This window comes from Mycoplasma iguanae (genome assembly GCF_024722375.1).
In the GTDB taxonomy this organism is placed as follows: Bacteria; Bacillota_I; Bacilli_A; order Mycoplasmatales; family Metamycoplasmataceae; genus Mycoplasma_M; species Mycoplasma_M iguanae.
On record NZ_CP102734.1, the window covers coordinates 231,796 to 257,053 of the forward strand.

16 protein-coding genes are annotated in these 25,258 nt (G+C 26.8%); 13 read left to right on the top strand and 3 right to left on the bottom strand.

The annotated features are described in order from the left end of the window. The first annotated feature begins 55 nt into the window (after nucleotides 1-55). A complete protein-coding gene (locus NV226_RS01160) occupies nucleotides 56-3,880 on the top strand; it encodes a hypothetical protein (protein ID WP_258211072.1) in 3,825 nt (1,274 codons plus the stop codon). 80 nt (nucleotides 3,881-3,960) lie between these two features. Here NV226_RS01160 and NV226_RS01165 read toward each other — a convergent pair whose 3' ends face one another. Continuing rightward, nucleotides 3,961-5,052 carry a M42 family metallopeptidase gene (locus NV226_RS01165; protein ID WP_258211073.1) on the bottom strand — a complete coding sequence of 364 codons (1,092 nt, stop codon included), beginning with the start codon at nucleotides 5,050-5,052 and terminating at the stop codon, nucleotides 3,961-3,963. 182 nt (nucleotides 5,053-5,234) lie between these two features. Here NV226_RS01165 and ffh point away from each other — a divergent pair, with 182 nt between their 5' ends. The 10 genes from ffh to pgmB all read left to right on the top strand — a co-directional run bounded on the left by ffh (nucleotide 5,235) and on the right by pgmB (nucleotide 19,291). Continuing rightward, entirely contained in the window at nucleotides 5,235-6,590 is a 1,356-nt protein-coding gene (gene ffh, locus NV226_RS01170) for a signal recognition particle protein (protein WP_258211074.1), read from the top strand. Nucleotides 6,591-6,755: 165 nt separating this feature from the next. Next, nucleotides 6,756-7,610, top strand: a complete 855-nt coding sequence (locus tag NV226_RS01175; protein WP_258211075.1) for a carbohydrate ABC transporter permease — start codon at nucleotides 6,756-6,758, stop codon at nucleotides 7,608-7,610. Then, nucleotides 7,610-8,494, top strand: a complete 885-nt coding sequence (locus NV226_RS01180; RefSeq protein WP_258211076.1) for a carbohydrate ABC transporter permease — start codon at nucleotides 7,610-7,612, stop codon at nucleotides 8,492-8,494. Before NV226_RS01175 ends, NV226_RS01180 begins: the two co-directional genes overlap by 1 nt. Then, nucleotides 8,494-10,245: an ABC transporter ATP-binding protein gene (locus tag NV226_RS01185; protein WP_258211077.1), complete on the top strand. Its 1,752-nt coding sequence runs from the start codon at nucleotides 8,494-8,496 to the stop codon at nucleotides 10,243-10,245. Before NV226_RS01180 ends, NV226_RS01185 begins: the two co-directional genes overlap by 1 nt. Then, nucleotides 10,235-11,725 (top strand): extracellular solute-binding protein, encoded by a 1,491-nt coding sequence (locus NV226_RS01190; RefSeq protein WP_258211078.1) that lies wholly within the window; start codon nucleotides 10,235-10,237, stop codon nucleotides 11,723-11,725. Before NV226_RS01185 ends, NV226_RS01190 begins: the two co-directional genes overlap by 11 nt. A gap of 112 nt (nucleotides 11,726-11,837) precedes the next feature. Next, nucleotides 11,838-12,497 (top strand): GntR family transcriptional regulator, encoded by a 660-nt coding sequence (locus NV226_RS01195; RefSeq protein WP_258211079.1) that lies wholly within the window; start codon nucleotides 11,838-11,840, stop codon nucleotides 12,495-12,497. A gap of 104 nt (nucleotides 12,498-12,601) precedes the next feature. Then, the gene (locus tag NV226_RS01200) at nucleotides 12,602-14,629 is read left to right on the top strand and encodes an alpha-amylase family glycosyl hydrolase (protein WP_258211080.1); all 2,028 of its coding nucleotides are present in this window, start codon (nucleotides 12,602-12,604) and stop codon (nucleotides 14,627-14,629) included. Beyond that, the gene (locus NV226_RS01205; protein WP_258211081.1) at nucleotides 14,629-16,284 is read left to right on the top strand and encodes an alpha-amylase family glycosyl hydrolase; all 1,656 of its coding nucleotides are present in this window, start codon (nucleotides 14,629-14,631) and stop codon (nucleotides 16,282-16,284) included. Before NV226_RS01200 ends, NV226_RS01205 begins: the two co-directional genes overlap by 1 nt. Next, the gene (locus NV226_RS01210; RefSeq protein ID WP_258211082.1) at nucleotides 16,284-18,629 is read left to right on the top strand and encodes a glycosyl hydrolase family 65 domain-containing protein; all 2,346 of its coding nucleotides are present in this window, start codon (nucleotides 16,284-16,286) and stop codon (nucleotides 18,627-18,629) included. The genes NV226_RS01205 and NV226_RS01210 overlap by 1 nt, the downstream gene beginning before the upstream one ends. Continuing rightward, the gene (pgmB, locus tag NV226_RS01215) at nucleotides 18,623-19,291 is read left to right on the top strand and encodes a beta-phosphoglucomutase (protein WP_258211083.1); all 669 of its coding nucleotides are present in this window, start codon (nucleotides 18,623-18,625) and stop codon (nucleotides 19,289-19,291) included. Before NV226_RS01210 ends, pgmB begins: the two co-directional genes overlap by 7 nt. 23 nt (nucleotides 19,292-19,314) lie before the next feature. Here pgmB and NV226_RS01220 read toward each other — a convergent pair whose 3' ends face one another. Beyond that, complete coding sequence (locus tag NV226_RS01220) at nucleotides 19,315-21,774, bottom strand: DUF31 family putative serine protease (RefSeq protein WP_258211084.1); 2,460 nt, start codon at nucleotides 21,772-21,774, stop codon at nucleotides 19,315-19,317. Nucleotides 21,775-22,018: 244 nt separating this feature from the next. On the opposite strand from NV226_RS01220, the gene NV226_RS01225 reads away from it, so the two are divergent. Together NV226_RS01225 and NV226_RS01230 are read left to right on the top strand one after the other, a co-directional pair. Continuing rightward, a complete protein-coding gene (locus NV226_RS01225; RefSeq protein WP_258211085.1) occupies nucleotides 22,019-23,200 on the top strand; it encodes an amidohydrolase family protein in 1,182 nt (393 codons plus the stop codon). Beyond that, on the top strand, nucleotides 23,190-23,906 hold the full coding sequence (locus NV226_RS01230; protein ID WP_258211086.1) for a glucosamine-6-phosphate deaminase: 717 nt from the start codon (nucleotides 23,190-23,192) through the stop codon (nucleotides 23,904-23,906). The genes NV226_RS01225 and NV226_RS01230 overlap by 11 nt, the downstream gene beginning before the upstream one ends. Nucleotides 23,907-23,947: 41 nt before the next feature. Here the strand turns inward: NV226_RS01230 and tig are convergent, their stop codons facing one another. After that, nucleotides 23,948-25,231: a trigger factor gene (gene tig, locus NV226_RS01235; protein ID WP_258211087.1), complete on the bottom strand. Its 1,284-nt coding sequence runs from the start codon at nucleotides 25,229-25,231 to the stop codon at nucleotides 23,948-23,950. Nucleotides 25,232-25,258: the final 27 nt, after the last annotated feature.

Below are 25,258 nucleotides of genomic sequence, written 5' to 3' on the forward strand. Positions count from 1 at the left end.
GCTACAAATTAAAACTATCTCTAATCACAAACCAGAAATATAAATGAGGTTCATTATGAATGTTAAAAATAAAAAATTAATAGGAATTTTCTTTGCTGCTTGAGGTGTCTTAACAATTTCAACAGCAGTTGCAGTTCCTTTAATTTTAAGAAATAATCAAAAGACATTAAATAGTTCAAGTCAGTTTTCCGATATTAATAAAATTGATGTATCTATTGTTAATATTTCACCTACAGAAGTAAAAATAGAACTAAATGACTTAGATAATTTTTTAAATAGAAATTTAACTTTAGAATATTCTCCTGTAACTGAAGTACAAAAAACTTCATCAAATTCTAGCTTACCATCACAAAAAATTAATTTATTTGTTTCTAAAGAATCTATGAGCCTTTTGATTGGTGACTTAAAATTAAATACAACATATTCATTAAAAGTTTTATCAAATGATCAACCTATAAATTTTAATAATAATACAAAAACGGATGCAATCGTTTTTTCTACTTATAATAAACCTAAATTACATGCTTCTACATCTGATGAAAGTATTTATGTTAAATCTTCAAAATTAAATGAACAATTTTTAAAATCTAATATTAATATTCGTTATAAAAAATATTCTTCATCTTCTAATTCAGTTGATAGTTTTTATCAAAGTGCCAAAGGGATTGTAGGTTTAGATGCTAAGGAAAACGGTTCAGAAGAATATGTTGTTTCAGCAAATTTAGAAGGTCTACAAAAAGGAACTGCTTATGTTATCTATTTAGAAATCGAAGGACAAAGTTCATTCATTTCTGATCCAGTTATTGTTTGGACTAAGGGTGGGAATCCAGACGCTATAATTATGGAAGATCACACATTTGCAACCGGAGCATTAGGATTTTTAGGTGGAGTAGAAGATTACTCAATAGTTAAGGATACAAATACAGTTTTCTCTGTTCGTTATTGAGAAACAAACGGAAATTCTAGAGATGTTAAAGAACAAAAAATAGAATTTCAAAATACTCCAGATGTTCCTTTTGTTTTAAAAGGATTAAAACCGGTTACAGAATACACTTATATATTAGTTAAAACAGAAAACGGAAAAGACAGCAAAATTGTTAGTGAAGCTACTAAAAATTTCACAACAATAGCCCAACCAACTGTTGAACCGGTCAAAAGCGATCTAAATGATAATGTTTTTTCAGTAATTCGATCAAGATTTAGTAATGATTTAACCCTTAATGTTTGAAAATCTGCTTCAACTGCAGAAATTAAATTTAATAAAATTGCATCTGCTACAAATGAGGCAAAAGAAAGAGATTTAGTTGCAGTTGCCATCTCTGAACCTGTCAATAAAGATAACATTAATTGATCTCAAAATCAAAGTGGTAAAGTTTCATTAAATAATAAAGAAGCTAAATTTAATAATTTAACAGCTGGCAAATACATTGTTCAATTATTTAATAAGTTAGATGTAAATTTTGAGGCTCCTTATTTAGCACAAGGAATTAGCTTTGAAATTCCCCAACCTTTTAAGATTTTTGCGAACCAAACTGAATTATTAAAATCACAATTTAAAATTAATGTTTCTGATATTAGTAATGTAGTTTCTGGTGAAATCAGTCTTGTATGAGATATTAAAGACTCAACAGATCCAAAAACTAGAAAAGTTTCAACCATTAATTTAGAAGAAAATCAAAATGATTTTGAACAAACTATTTCAAATCTTTTAGCTTCAAAAGAATATGTAGTAAGTGTCTTTCCTTCAAAAGCAGATTTAAATTCACCGAGTGATGCCTTTGCAACGCTTAATTTTAAAACAGAAGATTTTGTTTATATAGAAAATATAGAAGCAACAGTTAAAAATCCAGAAGCAAAATTTACTTTAGCTGGATTAAAAGATACTTATTTAGATAAACCGCTAAAATTCCAATGAAAAAACAGAGATGAAGATTGAAATGAAACTAATTCAAAAGATTTTACTATTGACAAAACTTCAGTAAATAATGAAAAATATCAATTTTCTCTTCCGATTAAAGATTTAAAAGAAATTAAACTGAATAATATTTATGAATTTAGAATTGTGGAGCCAAATAAAACAGAAAATGTTTCTCAAGGTGGAGAAAACACTTTCTATTTTAATGATTCAATTTATAGTATTTCATCAGTCAAACAAAATTTTAAAGATGCCAATCTTTTTGATTGACATCAAGATTTAGATGTCAAAAAAGCAACTTCATGAAATGCTGGTAGAGCTCCATCTGGAACTAAATGAGGAGATACTGCATACACTTATGGTGGAATGAATGGAACAAATCAAGCTACAACTGTCGCCGGAATACAAACAGGTAAAACAGTTGATCTTGCATATCTTTTTGGTGCACCAGCAAAAACAAGGCAAGAATGATTGGAAATTTATCAATTTTTAGCTTTTAAAGGAACTGAAGCAAAACAAAAAGAAATGGCTGATCAGTTTTCATATGCTTACTGATTTAACGTTGGCGATAATATCACAAGTAAATATAAAGTTTTACCTTATGCTACTGATTCAACTGAACCAGCTAGAGTAAGTAGTAATGATTTCTATGGTGGAATTTATTATACATTTTTAGGAGGATTAGGTCCCCAATCAGATCTAAGTGCAACCCCTAAATCATCGGATTTCATTAATCAATCATGAAAAATTAGCAGCTTAGAAGGACTAGGTAAAGCTCTTTTATACAAGTTATATAAGATTAAAGAACATGGTTTTGATATGAATAATAGATTCATAAAAAATAAACTAGCAAGTAAACAATCAGATATTTATGCTTCACAAGTTAACTCAATCGATAAATTAAAAGGATATTTTAATTTATCATCAGCAACAAGTTCTAGTTTTAAATTTGAACTTGCTACTCCATTAGATAATGAAAAAAATATTTTTGCCAATGATGTTGAAGGAAGATTATATTACAAAGTAAGTGTTAAAAATAATACTGATAACGCTGAACAATTCACTTATTGAACTTATATACCTGGATTTAAAAAACCTACAGCTGCAACTGCAAATGATGTAAAAATTGAAAGAAGACTAGATTCGCTTTCTACACCTTTAATTTTGGAAGCAGAATTTAAATTATTAAAAACACAAGAACAAAAAAATGCTTTTATTAACAACCATTTTCTTGTGGATGTACCTTATATTTATGATTGAGAAGTTAATGAATTAACTAAAATTAATGATGAAAAAGTTAGTGTTTCTCTAACTTTAAAACCAAAAGATACTGTTTTAGGTAGTTATGAAAATCATAATAAAACAGAAAAATCTTCTTTAAGTGAAATCAGCTTTAAAAAAGAAGTAGATGTTTTAAGAACTGTGCAAAATACAAAAGATTTAACATTTACTTATAAATTCCCTGGTGATAGAAATGAGATGGCTAGTTTTGGAAGTCCAATCGGAAAATATAGTGAATGATCTAATATATTAGAGTATCGTGGTTTTATTCTTTTTAATCAGACATATGAAAAATTAATTATTAATTTTAAAGAAGCAATCATCAAAAAACAAAATGGTGATTCAACTGATTATGATGATTTAGTTACTAAACTTTCAAATTTAATAAATGAAAGTAACTCTAATGATAGCTTCAAAAAAGGACAGAAACTATACATTAGAGGAGCTCATCAACCTTTCTTTACTACCCAAACAGGAAATAATTCATTTATTAAAGAACAAAGTGTTTTAGGTACTGGAACTAATGGAGAAATAAAATTAGATTATTTCCTTTCAGATTCTGGTCATGATGAAGATAATAAAACTACATCAATCAAAAAAATGGTAGAAGAAATAGTTAATAAATACGGTAAATTAGCTAACCCCGAAGCAGACACACCTTCTGCAACTAATCCTAAAGCTTAATTTAAAAACTTAATCTTTCTAAGGATTAAGTTTTTTATATTAAAAAACGTCACTTTAATGACGTTTTATTTTTTTTGATTTTATTGATATTTAATTTTATCTAAAGTAGTTTGATCAAATACTTTTAAGAATTCAACCATTAAATCAATGATAGCTTGAATATCTTTTAAAGATGCAACACCAATTGGTGAGTGAAGATATCTTTGGGGAATTGAAATACCAATTGTAGGTACACCACCTTTACCATATTGAAGCTCTTCGGCATCAGTGCCTCCACCTTGAGCTACATATTTATAAATAGCAATATTATGTTTTTTAGCTAAAGATATCAGATATTCTACAAGTTTAGGATCCATTAATGTACCACCATCTGCTACATTAATAGCTACACCTTTACCTAATGTAGGAACTCCACTAATTGCTCCGTGAGTATCATGAGATGCACCTGTATCAATTGCAAAGGCAACATCTGGTTCGATTAGTGAAACTGCTGTTTTAGCGCCACGTAATCCTACCTCCTCTTGAACTGTTCCTACAAAGTAGGTTTGGTTTGGTAGTTTTTCATTTGTTAGTCTTTTTATTATTTCTGAAATAATAGTAACTCCAGCTCTGTTATCCATAGCTTTTCCACCGACTAATTCAGGGTTATAAAGTCTAATAGTTTCACCAGTAAAATAAATTCTATCACCTGGCTCTACACCTAGTGATTCAGCTTCTTTTTTATCTTTAAATCCACAGTCAACGAATAATTCTTTCATCGGAACTGCTGCTGTAACTTTTTCTTTTTCAAGAATATGAATTGAAGTGTGACCAAAAATTCCTGCATATTCTTTGCCTGTTGAAGCAATTAATTTGGCTTGTGTTCCTACAACAACATTAGGTCAAATCCCACCCACAGATTGTACTCTCAGTTGACCGTTATCTAAAACATCAAGCACCATAAAACCAACTTCATCCATGTGAGCAGCTAGCATAATTTTTGGCCCTTGATTATGACCTTTTTTAGTCATAATCAGTGATCCTAATCCATCTCGTGCATATTCAACATTAGCTTGTGCTGTATTTTTTTTAAGTGCATTAACTACGGCATCTTCATAACGAGACATAGCTTCAATTTCCATGTATTCTTTTAAAGCTAAAAACAAATCATCATATTGTTTTTTATCTCACATACTAAACTCCTTTGTCATTTTTTTATTAGATTTAATTATAAATTAAAACCCTTTTTAATGTAAAGATTTTTAACCACTAAAAAGCTATAAAAAACAAAGAAATGATTTGTTTTAAAATTATCTATTTATTTAAATAACATTTCAAAAAAAGAATAATTTTTTAAAATGTTATAATTTTATACATGTTAGATTTTTTAGGTAAACGGCTACAAAAAGCAATGAATTCAATGAGTAAAAAAACAGTTCTTACAGAGGAAGATATTGTTGTAGTAACTCGCGAAATTCGTTTAGCTTTATTAGAAGCCGATGTTAATTTAAATGTAGTAAAAAGTTTTATAAAAAATATTAAAGAACAAGTTGTTGGAAGCGAAATTGTCGGCAAACTAAACCCCGAACAACAAATGATTAAAATTGTACACCAAGAATTAAAAAATATTCTTGGTGGTAAAACACAAGAAGTGACTTTAAATTCTGGCCAAAATATTTTTATGATGGTTGGTTTACAAGGAACGGGAAAAACTACTTCTGCTGCTAAAATTGCTAATTATTTTTTAACAAAAAAACAAACTCAAAAACCATTATTAATTGCAGCTGATACTTATCGCCCGGCTGCTATTGAACAATTAAAGATTTTAGCTAAAAATATCAATGTTGAAGTTTATAGTGAACATCATGAAAATAAACCAGAAGATATTGTTGCTCGTGGAATAGAATATGCAAAAGCTAACAATTATGATTTAATTATTATTGATACAGCTGGACGTATTAGTATCAATGCTGAACTAATGGAAGAGTTAGTAAAAATTAAAAAGATTGCAAAACCTCAAGAAATTATCTTTGTAACCGATGCCTTAGTTGGGCAAGATATTATTAATGTCGCAGAAGAATTTCATAATAAATTAACACTTTCTAGTTTAGTGATTACTAAACTAGATTCCGATGCTCGTGGTGGAGCTGCTCTTTCTTTAAGACAATTATTAAATGTACCTATTAAATTTATCGGTACAGGTGAAAAAAGTTCTAACTTGGATTTATTTCATCCAAACAGAATGGCTGATCGTATTTTGGGTATGGGTGATGTATTATCTTTGATTGAACAAGCTGATCAAGTAATTGATAAGGAAAAAACCAAAAAAATCACTAATCGAATGTTATCAGGTCAATTTGATTTAGATGATCTTTTAGAATCATTAAAACAAATGCGTAAATTAGGCAAAATGTCTAAATTATTAAAAATGGTACCCGGCCTTGCAACAAAAGCTATCGATCAATCTAAAATCGATGCTGCTGAACAAAAGATTAAATTATTTGAAATTTTACTTTCTTCAATGACTCAAAAAGAAAGAAAAAATCCTAAATTATTAAAAAATGCCGCACGGAAAGATAGAATAATTAAAGGATCTGGAAGAAGCAATCAAGAATACAATACTTTAATTAATGAATTTGAAAAAATGTCAAAACAAATGCAACAATTTGGCCAACTTTTTAAAAAAGGTGGCACTGGTTTTAATCCAGGATCATTTAATGGAATGTTTTAATTAAAATAATAAAACCAACAACTAAAATTGTTGGTTTTATTATTTTTTTGGCACAAAAAACCTGTATAAATGATTTATTTAATAGACTTGATTAATCAAGTTAATTGAAAACTATGAGTTTAATAAATATATAATTTTATTAGTCAAAATTGAGAAGAGGATTTTATGTACAAAAAAAGATGATTTTTTTCTTTAGTAGCACCTTCTTTGACTGTCTTTTCAATTGTAATGCTAATTCCAACAGTTATGGGTATTATTTTGTCTTTTACTGATTGACAAAAAGGAAAAGAATTATATGATAACGGTTGAGTAGGATTTGCCAATTATCATAAAGCATTTCAAGATGGTGTCTTTGGCACTTCAATTTGATTTACTTTTGTTTTTTCAATTGTTTGTTTAATTTTAGTAAATTTAATAGGTTTTACAATTGCTTTAATGTTAAATAAAGCTTTTTATGGAAAAAATCTTTTCAGAAGTGTTTTTTTTATCCCCAATTTGATAGGTGGTCTAATTCTAGGTTACTTATGACAATTAATTTTTGATCGTGTCTTTATTGAAATTTTTGGTGGTGAATCCTTAAGACTAAAATCACAAATGGGGGGAATGTTTGCAATGGCAATTGTTTTTGCTTGACAAATGTCAGGTTATGTCATGATTATTTATTTAGCTGCTTTACAAAGTGTAGATAAAAATCTATCAGAAGCATCCAAAATTGAAGGAGCAAATAGATTTAGAATTTTTAAAAATGTAACATTACCAGCGGTGATGCCTGCTATTACTGTGTCTGTATTTTTAGTATTAAGTGGTTCATTTAAAATGTTTGACCAAAATTTAGCTTTAACAGATGGAACTAATAATACAGGACTTTTATCATTCGATATTTATAGTACAGCCTTTAATCCTGCCTATTTAGGAACTTATGGAATTGCTCAGTCTAAATCATTTATTTTTACTTTATTAGTATCAGCAATTGCTATTAGTCAGGTTTATATTTCCAAAAAATTCGAGGTGCAGCAATAATGAAATTATTTGAAAAAAAATTTATTTTGGAAAAAGAAAAAAAATCGCCCACTTTAGTAGCTCTAAAAATTACTTTTTTTACTTTTTTAGTAGCAATTGCAGTTATCTGAATTTTCCCATTTTTTTTAATGATTAATAGTTCTCTAAAATCTACTAGCGATTTTATTTTTGAAAATGTTTTAAAATTAGCCAAGATAGGTCAAGGAGCAAGTCAAAATTATAGCAATGCTTATGTTGCTTTAAATTTTTGGGAGTCTTTTTGAATTACTTTATTAATTACTGTTTTAGCGAACTTTTTCATCATTCTCTTTAGTTCACTAGCTGCATGACAATTAGCAAGAAATAAGAAATGATATTCAAAAATAATTTTTTATTTGTTTTTAATTGTTATGATTGTTCCTTTTCAAGCGATTATGTTACCACTTGTTTCTATTATGGGTAAATTACATTTTATGAATATTCCTGGTTTAATTTTTATGTACACAGGTTTTGGAATGAGTTTATCAATTTTTATGATGCACGGTTTTTTAAATACAATTCCTGTATCTTTAGAAGAAGCTTCTAAAGTAGAAGGATATAACCCTTTAAGAATTTATTTTAAAGTAATTATTCCTTTATTAAAACCTATTATTACTACAATTGTAATTTTAAATACAATGTGAATTTGAAATGACTTTTTATTACCTTACTTGATTTATCAAAATAATCCTAATATGCCCACAACTACTGTTGTCAAACTATTTACTAGCTTAGTTGGAACATATGGAACTGATTTTAAATCATTAATGGCTGGATTAACAATTTTGATTATCCCTGTAGTAATATTCTTTATTTTTGCTCAAAGAAACATTGTAGCTGGATTAACAAAAGGAGCAATTAAATAATGAAAATATCTAATAAAAACAAAATACTACCTTCTTTTCTAGAAAAAAATTATCAAAAATTATTAGCAGAATCAAAAGATCAAACTGAAGATAATAATGTCTTAGAATTAAGAAATATTGATAAAGTTTATGATAATGGTTTTCAAGCCATTTTTGGTACTAATATAAAAATTAAAAAAGGTGAATTTTTAGCACTTTTAGGTCCTTCAGGTTGTGGAAAATCTACTACATTAAGAATGATTGCCGGTTTAGAAGATGTTACAAGTGGTGAAGTTATTTTAAATAATGTAAATGTTACCAACTTAGAGCCAGCAAGTAGAAATTTAACAATGGTTTTTCAAAATTATGCTCTTTTTCCACATCTAACAGTTAAACAAAATATTTCATTTGGATTAAAATCTAATAAGAAAAAATTAGGCCAAGGTGGCAAAATTTTTAAACAAATTCTTTTTTTAAAAAATAATTTAAAAGCAAATTTAAATCTTTTGAATAGCATTAAAAATCTTGAAAAAAGTAAAACAAAAATTATTGCTTTTGAAAAGCATCTAACTAAATTGGAACAACAGTTAGAACAACTTTTAAAAACTCAAACTAATACTTCTACATGAAAAAGGAAATTCAAGAAATTAAAAATTCAAAAAAATATGTTGGAAAATATTATTGAAATTTCCAAAAATAAAGTTCAATATTATGAAGCAAAAAAAGATTTGCAAAAACCAATCATTTTAGAGAATGAAAAAATTAAGCAAGAAATTGAAGTATTAGAAAAACAAAGAATTCAACTTGCTAAGAATGATAATTACAAACAAATTATTGATCAAAAAGTTGAATTAGTTTCTAAAGTTTTAGGTTTGGAATATTATCTAAATCAAAAACCAGGTGCTCTTTCAGGTGGTCAACGTCAAAGAGTTGCTTTGGGTAGATCAATTGTAGGAAATCCCACCTTATTTTTAATGGATGAACCACTATCTAACTTAGATGCTAAACTAAGAGCAACAATGCGTACTGAAATCCGTAGTTTGCATGAAAAAATTAATGCAGGGACAGTTTATGTAACTCATGATCAAATTGAAGCAATGACAATGGCCGATAAAATCGTTGTTATGGCTGATGGATTCGTTTTACAAACTGGAACACCTAGTGATGTTTACAAAAATCCTTCATGTATTTTTGTAGCAGGTTTTGTAGGAACTCCTTCAATGAATTTTATTTCAGGACAAGTTAAAAATAAAACTTTTGTATCAGATAAAGGATTAGTAATTCATCTAGATTATCCAGATAAAATTCAAAACACTTATGATGGACAAAAAGTTATTTTAGGAATTAGACCAACTGACTTTGCAGTTGATGAAAATTTTAAAGAAGTTTATAAAGCTATCAAAGTAAAAATAACTCATAAAGAATTATTAGGTAATGAAATTCAATACAAAGCTTTAATAAAAGTAAAGGAAGAATTTTTAGAAGAAATTATTTTTATTACTAATTCATATGAAAATTATGAAGTTGGAAGTATACAAGAAATTTCACCAATTCATTCAAGAGTTCATTTATTTGATCAAGAAACATCAATTGCATTAACTTCAAAATTTAACTTAGAAACAATTAGTGCATTAAAAAACTGAATTATTTCAGAGGAAAAAATTCAAATTAGAAGAGAAATTTTAGAAAAATCGAAAAATAAGAAAAAATATTCATTAATAAAAAAACTAAAAAATCAAATATTTAAAAAGGAAGATAAAAATGAAAAATAATAAATTTAAATGATTAAGTGCATTAACTTTAGCAACAACTCCTGTAGTATTTTTAGCAGCTTGTGCATCAACTGCTGCTTCGGAAACAAACTCAAAATTATTTGAAGCTATGTCTAAAGATCAATTAGCAATCAATTTAAAAACATCATTAGCTGGTTATTCAACAGAAGCAATGGAAATTATTTCTAATAAACAAGAAATTAGTCAGCAATCTAAAGATTTAATTGATGCTTTCAATAAATTTTATGGTACAAAATTATCATATACCCAAATTGGCGGATCAACTGATTATGGACAGTTTTTAGCAACAAAATTTGCCAATGGAGTAGGTAATGTTCTGCTTCTAAGCGGCGGATCACTTGCAGGTTTCCAAGATCAAGATAATATTTTAATTGATACTCCTTCATCTAAAATGCTTGCCAATGAAACTTCAACAATTGGTCAATATGTAGTAGGGAATAAAAGATATATGGCTCAAACAATTGAATCATATGGTGTAATTTATAATAGAGATGCTTTCCAAAAAGCTAAAATTACAGTTTTTGAAGGTCAACCTTTTGAAACAACACAAACAAAGCCTGCTGAATTACCAGCTGATAAACCACAAAACTACAACGGAACTATAAAAGTTGGTGAAACATTATATGTATTTACCGATGATTTAAATTTAGAAGGTTGAAAAGCAATCATCAGTCAAGTAAAAAATGCTGGTCTAAAACCTTTTTATACAACTTCAAAAGCTACAAGCGGAAATATTTGACCTTTAACTAATCATTTATTAGGTGCAGTAGTTACAGCACAAACCGGTCTAAAACCTTCTAACTTGACAGAATTACAAGATGCTGAAAAAGTTTTAACAGATAGTGTAATGCAAGGAATGAAAGACGGATTAGAAATTTATGGTCAAAATGAAACTTATAATAGAAACACTAATACAGTAGATATTGCGATGCAACAAGTAGCTTTTGGTAGAGAATATGCCATGAGTCAAAATGGTACATGAGCTACGCCACAAATTAAGCAAGCTAATCCAAATGCAAATGTAGGATTTTTACCTCTTCCAGTATTTGATGCAACTTCAAAAACTTCTAAAATTGTTAAAACAGTATCTCAAAGATGAGGTGCTACAACTTTAGCAAACGATCCAGCTAAATTAAAAACAGCCCAATTATTTTTACAATTTTTATACCAAACAAAATCAGGTGCAGAATATGCAGCAAATGAAATGCAATTAAGTACACCTTATGGTCAAGTTTCAGGTGTAAGTTTAGAAATTAATGATCCACTTTCAAAATCACAATCTCAATATTTAGATAGTGATATTATTGAATCGGTAGATAATTACTTTGTACAAGGGTTTAATAATCAAAACCAAGTTTTAGTATCAGCTGTTAATTCTGGTTTTGCTAATCCAACTGAAGAAAAAACCAAATTAACTGCTGAGTGAAACAGATTAAAAAATAGTGCAACTGATAAATAATCATTCAAATTTATTTTTAAATTCTTCTTTTTTCTAATTAAGAAGAATTTTTTTTATGCTTTTATCTTTTATAATTAATTGATTATTTTTATAAATTGATAAAATTAGACATATGAAAAATGAGAATTTAAACTTAACACAACGAATTATGTTGTATTTAAAAGAAATAATGGATAATAAAAAAGTAGATATAGATCAACAACTACCATCAGAGCACTTTTTAATGGAAAAATTTTATTGTTCACGTCTTACTGTTGTGCAAGTTTATAATAAATTAAAAAGTTTAGGCGCAGTTTATACGAAACCTAAAAAAGGTTATTTTGTTGCAAGAAATTATCATAATTTAATAAAACCCATTTCAGGTTCTATAAAATATAATAAAACAAATATTTTAAATAAATCTAATTATGAAAATACTTGATTTAAAGATTATGAAATCAAGTTTGATTATGGATTTAATGCATTTACAAAACAATACTTTAATGATTTAGAAATGATCATGGAAGCTGATTATTTCATTTCTAAAAAGTATAATCAATCTACAAATATCGAATTTGAACAAAATATTATTGAATATTTAGTAGGTAAAATCTTAGTATTAAATAATGTCGTTTATCATTTACAATATGAAGATAATAATTTATGAGAATATAAAAAAATTGTGGTAATTTACATGTATGGTTATGATGAAGAAGGAATTATTATAGCTGCAAAATATAAAATAAAACCGGAGCATTTCAAATTCAGTAAACAGGAATTTTCACTATTTTAATTTTGTTGCTTGATTAGCCAAGAAAAATCTTAATAAAAATTTTTTTTGTATCAAAATATAACAAGAAAAGTATTTTTTTTTTTTTTTATATTTAAGGATACAAAATGGCTAATAATAATATAGAAAGAATAACAAAAATAGATGCTAACTTAGCTAATGTTAAAGCTAAATTAGGTGTTTATTTTTTCAAAAAATTTATTAAATTTTCTTTATGACAACCTGAAGCTTTGGAAGTTTCACTTTTAGTTTATGATCAAGCAAATCCCCAGTTATTAGTTTTTAAAAAAACATGTATCAAAAAACAAAATGTTTGAACTACAAAAATAGATTTAAAATATGAAAAATATTTTTATACATATTTAATAACTCATCCTAACAAAACTCAAAAAGAAGTTTTAGATCCTTATGCTAAATCTATGGCAGCTTTTAATTGATTAGAAGTCAAATCTCAAGCAAAAGGAGCTATTGTTAATTTAAATGCCACTCATAAAATAGAATATAGAAACAACCTTAATGAAACTTTAATAAATAACCCCGTAATTTATGAATTACATATTAGAGATTTTACTTCTTTATGAGAAGCAAATCTTAAAACAAGAAAAGGCACTTTTTTAGCAGCGATGGAAGCAGGTCTTTTTCCTTACTTAAAAAATTTAGGTATTAGTCATTTACAAATTTTGCCTATTAATGCTACTTATACAATTGATGAAACAAATTTAAATATTTTAAATAAATCTCAAGGAAATGGATTAACTACTAACTATAACTGGGGTTATGATCCTCATAATTATTTTACAATCAATGGTTGATTTTCTTCCAATCCCCATGATCCTTACAGCAGAATAAATGAATTTAAAATGTTTGTTAATGAAGCACACAAACACAATATCAAAATTGTAATGGATGTAGTTTACAATCATCTTTTTAAAAATGATATTTTAAATGATGTTTTATCAGATTACTATTTTAGAGACTTTTCTCAAGTTTGACCAGTAGATCAACCAGCATTAGCTTCTGAAAGAAAAATGGTCCAAAAATTAATTTTAGATTCACTAATTTATTTTGTAAAAGAATTTGATATAGATGGTTTTAGATTTGATCTATCATGCTTTATTGATAAAATCACTTTAACCAAAATAGTCAAAAGATTGCAAAAAATAAAAAAATCTATTTTGCTTCATGGCGAAGCATGACCTTGAAGTGATTTAGATTTTAATAATACTTGAATTAAGGGAGTTAACACCAACAAATATGGTTTTGCTTATTTTAATGATTCTACAAGAAATGCGATTAAAGGTAAAGATTTATTTCAAAATTTAGATACTGGATTAGTGAATGGTAATTTAAATTATTTTAATTCATATATTAATGGTATTGTAGGTAATATTAAAAATTATCCATTCATTAATTCATTTTATTCTCAAAATAAATATGATAACTTTGCAGTTTCACCTTTAATGAATTTACAATATTCAGCTTGCCATGATGGTTTTACATTATGAGACAAAATTAATGTGTCCTCTGATGCAAACTTAATAACAAAAATTGATCAGTATCGTCAAGCCTTGATGCTGCAATTAACAACACAGGGCAAACAATTATTTTTAGCTGGTACAGAATTTTTGCAATCTAAACCAAATGATGCAACAGGTGCAGAATCAGGCAGAATTTTAAAAATAAACCCCATAAATGATTTTTTTAATTTAGAACCTTTTGACAATGGTTTTAATGAAAATTCTTATAAAACAACAGATTATGTGAATGGTTTAAAATGATCTAATTTAAAAAACATAAATGTAAAAAAAGCTATTTTTAATTTTTTTAAGGAAATCTTACATTTTTACAAAAACACTAATTATTTTCAGTTTAAAACCTCCCAAGAAATTATTGATAATATCCATTTTATAAAAGTAATTTATGGCTTCACAATTTTTAGAATTTATGATCAAGCAAATCCCCAAAAAGAAATTATTGTAATCCATAATTTTTTAAATCAAAAAATTGATCTTGCAAAAGACATCAATTTGCAAAATTATGAATTAATTTTCAGTTCAAAAGCAAATATTAGAAAAATAACTAAAAATATTGAGCCTCACTGCTCATGAATTTTAAGTAAAAAAGGAGAAAAATAATGAATTTAAAACAATGAAAAGATAAAGTTATTTATCAAATATTTCCCAAATCATTTTATGATGCAAACAATGATGGATCAGGAGATTTATTAGGAATTATTAAAAAATTAGATTATATTAAATCTTTAAATGTGGATGTTATTTGATTATGTCCCATCTACAAAACAGATTTTGCAGATGCAGGTTATGATGTTTTAGATTATTTTGCTATCTGAGAAAAGTTTGGAACTTTAGCAGATTTTGAACTTTTAGTTCAAGAAGCAAAAAAACGTGACATGGAAATTATGTTAGACATTGTTTTAAATCACACTTCAAAGTCTCATCCTTGATTTAAAAAAGCTTTAGAAAGTGAAAATAATCTTGAACACAATTATTATATTTGAGCAGATAAACCTAATAATGCAGAATCTATCTTTGGTGGAAGTGCTTGAGAATATGTACCACATTTAAAAAAATATTATTTTCATTTATTTGCAAAAGAACAAGTAGATTTAAATTGATCGCACCCCAAAACTATCGAAGCAATGGCATCAATTATTAATTTTTGATATAACTTAGGAATTCGCTGTTTTAGATTAGATGCAATTCAACATGTAAATAAAGAATTCACTGACCAAGGAGTTATCCACTCTTTTGGTGAAAATATGGTACTTTATTTGCAAAGATTTCTAGATTTAATTTTAAAAGATAAAAAAGACATTTTATTTGTTGGTGAAGCCTCAGCAATAAATCATGACAAAATTTTACAATATGCACAAGGCAAAGATAAAATTTCTTCCAGTTTTTATAATTTTTCATGATGATGAATAGGATGAAGCAAATCAACAGGAAGAAATGGTTATGATGCAAACTGAAAAATCCAAGATTTTGCACATAAAGATATGATTAAAATTCAAAATAATAAAAAAATAGATACTAATTTTTTAACTAATTTTTTAACCAACCACGACACATCTCGAGCTATATCGCGTTGAGGTAATGAGAATATTTTTTGAAAAGAATCAGCAAAATCTTTAGCTTTATTACAGTTTGGTACTAAAGGGGCACAAGTAATTTACTTTGGTGAAGAAATTGGAATGTTGAATCCTAATTTTCAAAATTGTCATGAATTTCGTGATGTTGATGCCTTAGTAGCATATGATATTTTTGTTAATCAAAAACAAGTCTATTCAGAAAACGAAATGACTAAATATTTAGCAATTAACGGAAGAGATAATTCAAGATATCCAATGCAATGAGATAAAAATAAACCAAATTTTGGTTTTAATAAAGGAACTAAAACTTGAATTAAAACAGGAAGAAGTGAAAAACCTAATTTTGTTAATGAACAAGAAAATGATCCAACTTCAATTTTAAATTTTTATAGACAACTAACAAAATTAAGGCAAGCTCCAGAATACAAAGATATTTGAATTAATGGTACACAAAAAATGTCTTTAAAAGCTAATGACTTAATCATTTTCCAAAAAACAAAAGCCAACAAAAAGTTATTATTTTTAATCAATATTTCTGGAAAAGAAATTTTAAATATTAAAAAATTTAATTTCACAAAATTAATTTTAGATTCATATGATGATAATAAAATATTTAACTATTCACTAAGACCATATGAATCAAAAGTATTTTTTATAGAAGAAAATAAGGGAAATAAATAATGGCAAAGTTAATTTATGATTTAGATAATAAAATTATTTCACAAATAGGATATGATAAATTAAAAACCGCTAAAACTGAGTCAATTTTTGCACAAGGAAATGGTTTTTTAGGAATTAGAGCAGTTGATGAAGAAAGATCTATTTATAATAAAGAAGATTTTTTCATTGCAGGTTTATTCAATAAAGGTGACAAAAATGAAACTACAGAATTAGCTAACATGGCTGATTTATTGCAAACTTCAATTCTTATTGATGGAGAAATATTCGAAATATTACCAGAATTTGAATATAGTAAAAGCTTAGATCTAAAAACTGGTGAATTAAAAAGAACTATTAGATTTCAAAAAAACAATAAAAGCTTTGAGTTTATTTTCCAAAGATTTGTCAGTCAAGAATTTAAAAATTTTTATTTTCAAAAAATTACTTTAAAACAATTAAGTGGATATAAAACAAAAATCAAAATTTCTCCTATGATTAATGGTCAAACAACTAACAGAGGAATTCAACATTTCGATGAAGGTTTTAAAAAATATGTAAGTAAAAATACTTTGCAATATGAAGAAACCACCAACGAATCAAATATTTTTGTAATTCATTCTATGGCGATCAAAGCTTATTTAAACAACAAACTTTTAGAAAGTGGAAATGATGATTATGTTATTAAAATGCATCGCCGACAAGTAGGATTTGACATTAGTTTTGAATTAGAAACTAATCAAGAATTTAAATTAGAAAAAAATATGTCAGTTTTTACTAATTTAAACCAGCCAGAAAAAACAAAAAAAGATATAATAACTCAAGCTCTAAAAAATATTGAAATTTTAGAAAATCAATCATATGAAGATTTTGCTCAAGATAACACAAAACATTGAAATAATATTTACCAGGAATTTGATGTTAAAATCCATGGCAAAACAGACCATGCAAAATATACACAATTAGCATTAATGTTCGCCATTTTCCATATGAATACTTTTGTACCAAAGAATAATCCTTTTGCTTCTGTTGGAGCTAAGGGTCTTTCTGGGGAAGGGTATCAAGGACATTGTTATTGAGATACAGAATTTTTTATTAATCCTAACTATCTTTTCACTAATCCATCAGTAGCAAAAAATCTGTTAATTTATCGTTATAAAGGAATTGAAGGTGCTAGAAAAAAAGCTGCTGAATCAAATTTAAAAGGAGCACAATATCCATGAGAATCAGCCCAAGGAGATAGTGGGGAAGTGACACCTTTTTGAGGTCAGCCTGATGTTAAAACTTTTAAACAAGTACCCATTGCATCACGCAATCAAGAAATTCATGTTTCAGGTGATGTAGCATTTGCTTTTGATCAATATTATCAAGTAACAAAAGATCAAAAATTCATGGAAGATTACGGTTATGAAGTAATTATTGACACAGCTATTTACTGAGCTTATAGAGCAGAAAAAAAAGATGAATATTTTGTTATTACTAATGTAATGGGTCCAAATGAATATAAAGGAAATATAGACAACAATAATTTTATTAATTTGGTAGCTAAAAGAAATTTAGAGTTAGCACTAGGCTATATTCAAGAATTAAAATCAACAGCAGAAGGGAAATTAATCCTTGAAAAAGTGAATCAAAAAATCCCTTATGATTATGATATTAATTTGATGCAAAAAGTTGCTGAAAAATTAGTTCAGCAACTTCCTAATGAAAATAATATAATTGCAGAAAATGATCAATTTTTAAAATTGCCTTTAATTGATGTAAAACCTTTTCAATGTTTAGGTGATGCTGGTAAAAAATTATTTAATACAACAGAAGGACATAAAAGATTAGCTTCTCAAATTGTCAAACAAGCTGATGTTGTTTTGTCAACCTTTATTTTTGGAGAATTATTTTCCCAAGAAGTTGCCGCAGCTAATTTTGATTATTATGAACCGATTACTACACATGATTCATCACTAAGTGCAACAACTTATACTATTAAAGCAATTGATTTTAGAAAAATGGATATAGCTAAAAAATTATTTGATTATTCAATAAACATTGATTTAGGTCAAAATATGTTTTCTTCCAATGAAGGAATTCATGCCGGTTCACTAGCAGCAATTTGACAATCAATTGTTTTTGGATATGGTGGAATGCGTTTTTTAAACAAAAAATTACATTTTAATCCTATTTTGCATGATCAATGAGAAGGGTTAGAATATTCAATATTGTATGAAAATAATAGAATATTAGTTCATGTTTTAGAAAATCAATTTACACTTCAGCTAATTGAAGGAAATGGGGTTGATGTTTATGTAAATAATCAGCCATATAAACTAACTAAAAATAAAGTAGAAACTTTTGGGATAATTCAATCATGATAAAAGGATTAATTTTTGATTTAGACGGAGTAATTACTGAAACTGCCACATTACATTTTTTAGCTTGAAAAGAAATTGTAAAAGAAATAAATATTAATTTTACAGAAGAAGAAAATTCAAAACTAAAAGGTTTATCTAGAATTGATACATTAAAAGCAATTTTAAAGTTACACAAAAAGCAAATTAGTGAGCAAAAAATAGTTTTTTTAGCAGATAAAAAAAATGAATTCTATAAAGAATTATTAAATTCACAATTATCAGAAAAAGATATATTACCAGGAATTGTTCCTTTTTTAAATGATGCTAAAAAACATAATTTAAAAATGATTATTGCTTCTAGTTCTTTCAATGCTCAAAAAATACTAGAAAAAATTAAATTAAACAGTTACTTTGATGGAATTGTAGATCCATCAACAATTAAAAATGGTAAACCTGCTCCAGATATTTTTTTAGCTGCAGCAAAACTTGCCAATTTAAAACCAGAACAATGCATTGGATTTGAAGATGCCTTAGCAGGAGTAGAGGGATTAAAAGCAGCTAATATTTTTACAATTGCACTAACACACAATTCTCTAGAAGACTATTCAAAAGCTGATTTAGTTTTTAAAAGTACTAATGATTTAAATTTAGAAAAAATTTTAAGTATTTTTAAAAGTAATAAATAAAAATATCGCAAAAGCGATATTTTTTAATCTTGTTTTTGTTCATCTTCATTATTCAGTAAAACTGTTTTTATACTTTGATCTTTAATTTTTTTGGTAATTTCGGCACCATAGTGCATATTACCTTTAATTTTTGAATATGTATTATTAAAATCATAAAAGATACCATTTTTATAACCTTGTGTTATGTAACCGGGAACTACTGCTGATAAAATTCCTACAATTCTCATTTTAGCATCAATGACCATTGAACCAGATGAACCACCTTTGACAAATTCATCTGCTTCAACTAAATGTCTTTTAGCTGTTGAATAAACTTTTTTGATTAAAATTTTATTTTCACCTTTATCACGAGCATTTAATTGTGCTGCAATGGTATTTTCAAATTGATTTTCTGGCATTTGGTTACCATCAATTTCTTCATTAACATTAACCCGATTTTTTCAAATTTTTTCAAAATCTGCTTGATTTGTATATTTATCTATATATAGTAATAAATCATTTTCATTAACTCTTCTAGGTAATTGACCTGTTATTAATTCTGTATTTGGATAATAACTTTCAGGATCTAATCCTTCTTCAAAATTTAAATTAGGTGTTAATAAAGATTTTAATTTTCCTGTGAAAGGGGATAGAGTTGTAGCCTTTCAGAAATTTCCCACGCCATGACGCATTGCATTATATTTTTCTTGTCTGTAAATATATTGATCCATTGATGAATTATTTGAAGTTGAATATCCAGGATAACCACCTGAATAAAATTCTTGATTCATATCTAAAACTTTATTATTACTAATTTTTAAAAATAAATCTTTTTCTGTTTTATTAGTAAATGCAGTTCATAATTCATTTCATTTTTGACGTAAATCTTTTTTATTTAATGTCATTTTTAGAACTATAAAATCTGAACCTAAAGAATTATAAGTAAAAGTATTACCCCCAACTGTAACTTCGGTTTGGTGTTGTGGTTGATAAAAAATTGAATCTAAAAATTGAGCTTTTTGTTGCTCTAATAAATCATTTGATTTAAATCAAGTTTTTAAAGATTGATTTCTCCCTCTTCTTAAATCATTGATTTGATTTATAAAACTGGTATTTCTTCTTAAAACACTTGTACCAAACTGTAAATTAGTTACTAAAGCAACATCATTGGGATTGGAAAAAGTTCCTACAAAACCGTTATGGTATTTTCTTGGATTCTTATAATTTCTTCTTCATTGATAACTAATCGCTAAAGGATCTAGAGCAATATTTACTTCTTTGGGCTGATCAGGATTTTTTGGATCACTTATTTGATATGTTCCAATAAAAGCATTCGCATAAGAACCGACATGAACATTTGTTCCAACTAAATAAGTTAATGTGTCACTATCTTCATCATTTTCTTGAACTATTCTATCTAAAATTCAAGCTGTTCCACTACCACCTGAAACGTTTATATATTGAGATCCATCATTTAATTGTGAAGGTAATAAAACCCCATTAGCATTATTTATTGCTGAATCTGTATAATCAGGATTTTCTGAAGTTGTACCTAAGGCCACTGAAGCATAAATAACATCTAAATTCATCGATAGTTTTTTAATATGATCATATAAATCTGCGACAGTTTTTAATCCATCTGCTGTTGTTAAAGTAATTTCAACTTTTTCATGATTTTCACCCACAAACAGGAAGGAAATTACTAATTTTCCTTGTTCATTGTCAATTATAAAATTGAAATTTGAAATATCAGATCAATTAAAGTTTTTATTATTACCAGTTTTTGCTTTAATTAATTTATTTAAAAATTCAACATCATCAGCTTGTTCTTTTTTTTCTTTTAAAGCATCAGCCACAGCTTTAGCTGTGTAGCCTGATGAATTATTTTTTACAAAATCACGTAACTGATTTCTATCAAATTCATAATCACTGCTTGGTTTTGAAACTATTTCAGGTTCTGCTGGTTTTTCTTCTTCGATTTTGGGTGTGTTTTCTACTGGTATACTTGGATATGCGTTAGGAAATCTACGACCTGCATCAAATCCATAATCCTCAAAATAATATTTTGATAAATCTCATAGATCAGTGTTATTAGGTGGAGTTGCTGGTTTATTTTCAGACTCAGGATCAGATTTTTTTTCTTCTTGTTTTTCATCAATTTTAGGTGCAGAAGTTTCAGGTTCTGTTGGAGTAGTATTATGACTTTCTGCACTTGATTGTTCTGTTTTAGGTTCTTTGATTTCTTGTTCAGGGTTTGATTTCTCATCTGGAGTAGGATCATTAGGTTGTTCTGGATTGCTTTCCACTGAAGGTGGTATTTTTTCTTCATTTGAATCATTTGTTGCATTTTTATTTTCGTTTTCAGTATTAGCTGATTTTTTATCATTTTTTTCTCTATTTTTATCAACTAATGTGTAAGAAGTACATGAAGAAAGAATTAACCCTGAAAGGCTTAATAAAGAGAACGAGTAACTTAAAAAAGTAATTTTTTTCGATTTTTTCATATCAATAACTAATTTTTTCTTGTTTTGTAGATAATTATTAAATTATTATACTACTTTAGAAAAAATATTATATATAGGTATTGAGTTATTTAATTAACCATTTTTTGTTATGAACATAATTTTTCATATTGTTAAAATTCTAAAATTTAATTTAAAAAACAAATTAGGGAAAATTTTGATTTTTTAAGTAATTAATAATTTATAATTTTGAATGTATTCAATATGATAAAAAAGGAAAAATCTAATGATTTATAAAAATGCCATGATTACAACAAAAGATGAACAATTCCTTGGTTTTTTAGAAATTAATAATGAAGGTAAAATCATAAAAATTGTAGATGGAACCACAGAAAAAGAAGGTTTTGATTGCCAGGGGCAAATCATAATGCCTTCTTTTATTGATTCTCATACTCATGGTGGTTATAATTTTTCATTTAATGATTTGGCTTATGAAAATATTGCTGATAAATTAAAAAATTATCAAAAAAATTTAGTAAGTGAAGGGGTATCACATGTTGTACCAACGATAGTAACTGATACTTGAAAAAACATTGAAAAAATAATTAAAAATTATCAAAAAATTGATAAAGAATATTTAGCTTATTTTTTAAGTTTTTATTTAGAGGGGCCTTTTATTTCTCCAATCAAAAAAGGAGCTCATAATTCTGATTTATTGATTGGCTTAGACGATGAAAAATTAACTTTTTTAAAAGAAAATTTTTCAAAAGAAAAAGTTATTATTGCAGTTGCTCCCGAAGAAAAAAAGAATTTTCAATTTATTGAAAAATATTCAGCAGATCTATTATTTTCTGTAGGTCATTCCAATGCTTATGGTTTATCAAAAAACAATTTTTTTAATAAACATATTAAAAGAGTTGTACATTTATTTAATGCATGTTCAACCTTTGATCATAGAGATGAATCAATTGTAAATACAATTTTTGAAAGTGAAAAAATTGAAAAGGATTTTGCAATCGAAATTATTGGTGACACTTTTCATGTTAGAGATCAAGTTTTAAAATTTTTATATAAATCTCTTGGTGCTAACAATTTAACAATTATTTCAGATTCCTTACCGCAAAAAGGTTTAAAAAATGGAAACTATAATTTAGGTAGTTTAGAAATAATTAAAGTGGATGATTTATTTTATTTATCAGATCATAAAACTTTAGCAGGTAGTGGAATGCCTTATAATAAAATTTTAAAAAATTTTTACAGAGCTACACAAGCTTCTTGACCTGATATGGTAAAGATGTCTTCATATAATGCAGCAAAAAATTTAAAAGCAGAACAATCATTGGGAATATTAAAAGAAGATACACTAGCAAATTTTGTTTTAATTAATGAACAGTTTGAAGTAAAACTTTTATATAAAGATGGCAAAATAGTTTTTAAGAATAAAGGATGTAAATTAAATGAAAATTAGTACCTTCACAAGTAAAGAAGAAGCAAGTGTTTTTGTTGCTTTTAAGATTTATCAAGCCATTGTCAATAAACCTGATCTTAAATTAGGTTTAGCAACAGGTGAAACACCAATTAATGTTTACAAGGAATTAGTGAAATTAAGTAAAGAAAATAAACTAGATTATTCACAAGTTAAAACATTTAATTTAGATGAATATTCAGATATTGATATCAAAAACTCACAAAGTTATCATGCTTTCATGGAAGAAAATTTGTTTCAATTTCTACCAACATTAAAAAAAGAAAATATTCATTTTCCTGATGCAATGCATGACTATGATGGAGAAATTGAAAAAAATGGCGGCATTGATTTACAAATTTTAGGTATTGGAGTTAATGGACATATTGCCTTCAATGAACCGGGATCAGTAAAAGATTCTAAAACCAGAAAAATTAAATTAAAAGAATCAACCATTTTAGCTAACTCAAGATTTTTTAATTCAATTGAGGAAGTTCCTAAATTTGCTTATTCAATGGGACTTGATACCATTATGAAAGCAAAAAAAATTATTATTCTCATTTTTGGAGCTGCAAAAAAAGAAGCTTTTGCAAAATTATATGCAACAAAGCAGTTTGACATCAATTTTCCTGCATCCATTTTACATGAACATCCTGATGTTGAGGTAATTTTGGATAATGCTGCCGCTAGTTTAGTGAAATTAAACTAAAAAAATCTAAATAATAAAACTTAGATTTTTTTAGTTAGATTTTATTTGTTTAGCTCAATTAAACGATCAATAACTTTACGGTTTAAAATAGGCATTTGTAAGTTTGTTCTTGGTAATACTTTTTTGATTTCTTCAATAGTTGATATTCCATAAACTTTCATTAATTTTTCATATTCTTCATCATATTCTGCATCGCTAACCTCAAGTTTTTCTAGTTTAGCTACTTCAGCAAAAATTAATGATTTTTTTAAATTTTTCAGAGCTTCATCACGAATTTGTTGTCCAATTTGTTCTTCATTAAAGTTTGTTAATTCCAAATATTCTTTTCTTGTAAATCCTTGACTTTTTAGTGAATCTTCAAATTTTTGATTAATGCTTTTCATTTCGCTTAAAATAATTGTTTCAGGAATAGGAAAAGTTGTTTGTTTGATGATGTTTGAAAATAATTTTTCTTGGAATTTAACTCTGGCTGCTTCTTTAACTTCTCTTTCAGTTAAATCTCTTAAATAAGTTGAAAATTCAGCGATAGTTTTAACATTAGGAATAGCTAATTCAGTAATAAATTCATCTGTTAGTTCTGGAACTTCAATTTCTTTAACATCAAAAATTTCAATTTCAAAGGTCGCAGGTTTTCCAGCATATTTTTCCATGTGATAGTCTTCTGGAAAAACCACATCTATTGAACCTTTAAAACCTTTTGTTTTTCCAATTAAATTTTCTTCAAATCCTGGAATAAAGTGACCTGATCCGATTTTTAATTCAAATTCATCTGCTGATCCACCTTCAAATTCTTTTCCTTCAATAAATCCTTTAAAACTAAAAAGAATTAAGTCACCCTTTTTAATAGGATTTTCTGTAGAAATCATTACTGAATTTTTTTCTACTAATTTTCTTTTTTGTTCATCCAGTTCAGCTTCTGTAACAGTTTTTTCTTCTAATTTAATTCCAGAATCTTTGTATCCTTTTAATTCAAATTCAGGGTAAATAGGATATGAAACAGTAATTATTAATTCTGTTTTTGTTAAAGAATCAACAGCAAATGATGCTTCTCCTAAAATGATGTCATCAGGTTTGATTTCTCTGGCTGCTTCTTGAGCAACTTTTGGTAGTAAATTATTTAATGATTTTTCAATTACTGAGTGTTGATTAATCTTCTTTTCAGCTGTTGCGTGTGGAACTTTTCCTTTTCTAAAGCCTGGAACAACAACATTTTTAATTAAGTTATTTTTCACTTTTTCTTGTTCTTCAACTCATAATTTTGAATCAACATTAACAGTAATTTTTAATAATGAAGTTTTTAAATCCACTTCTCTTTTTAATTCCATATTTTTCTCCTAAATATAAGCGCAGTA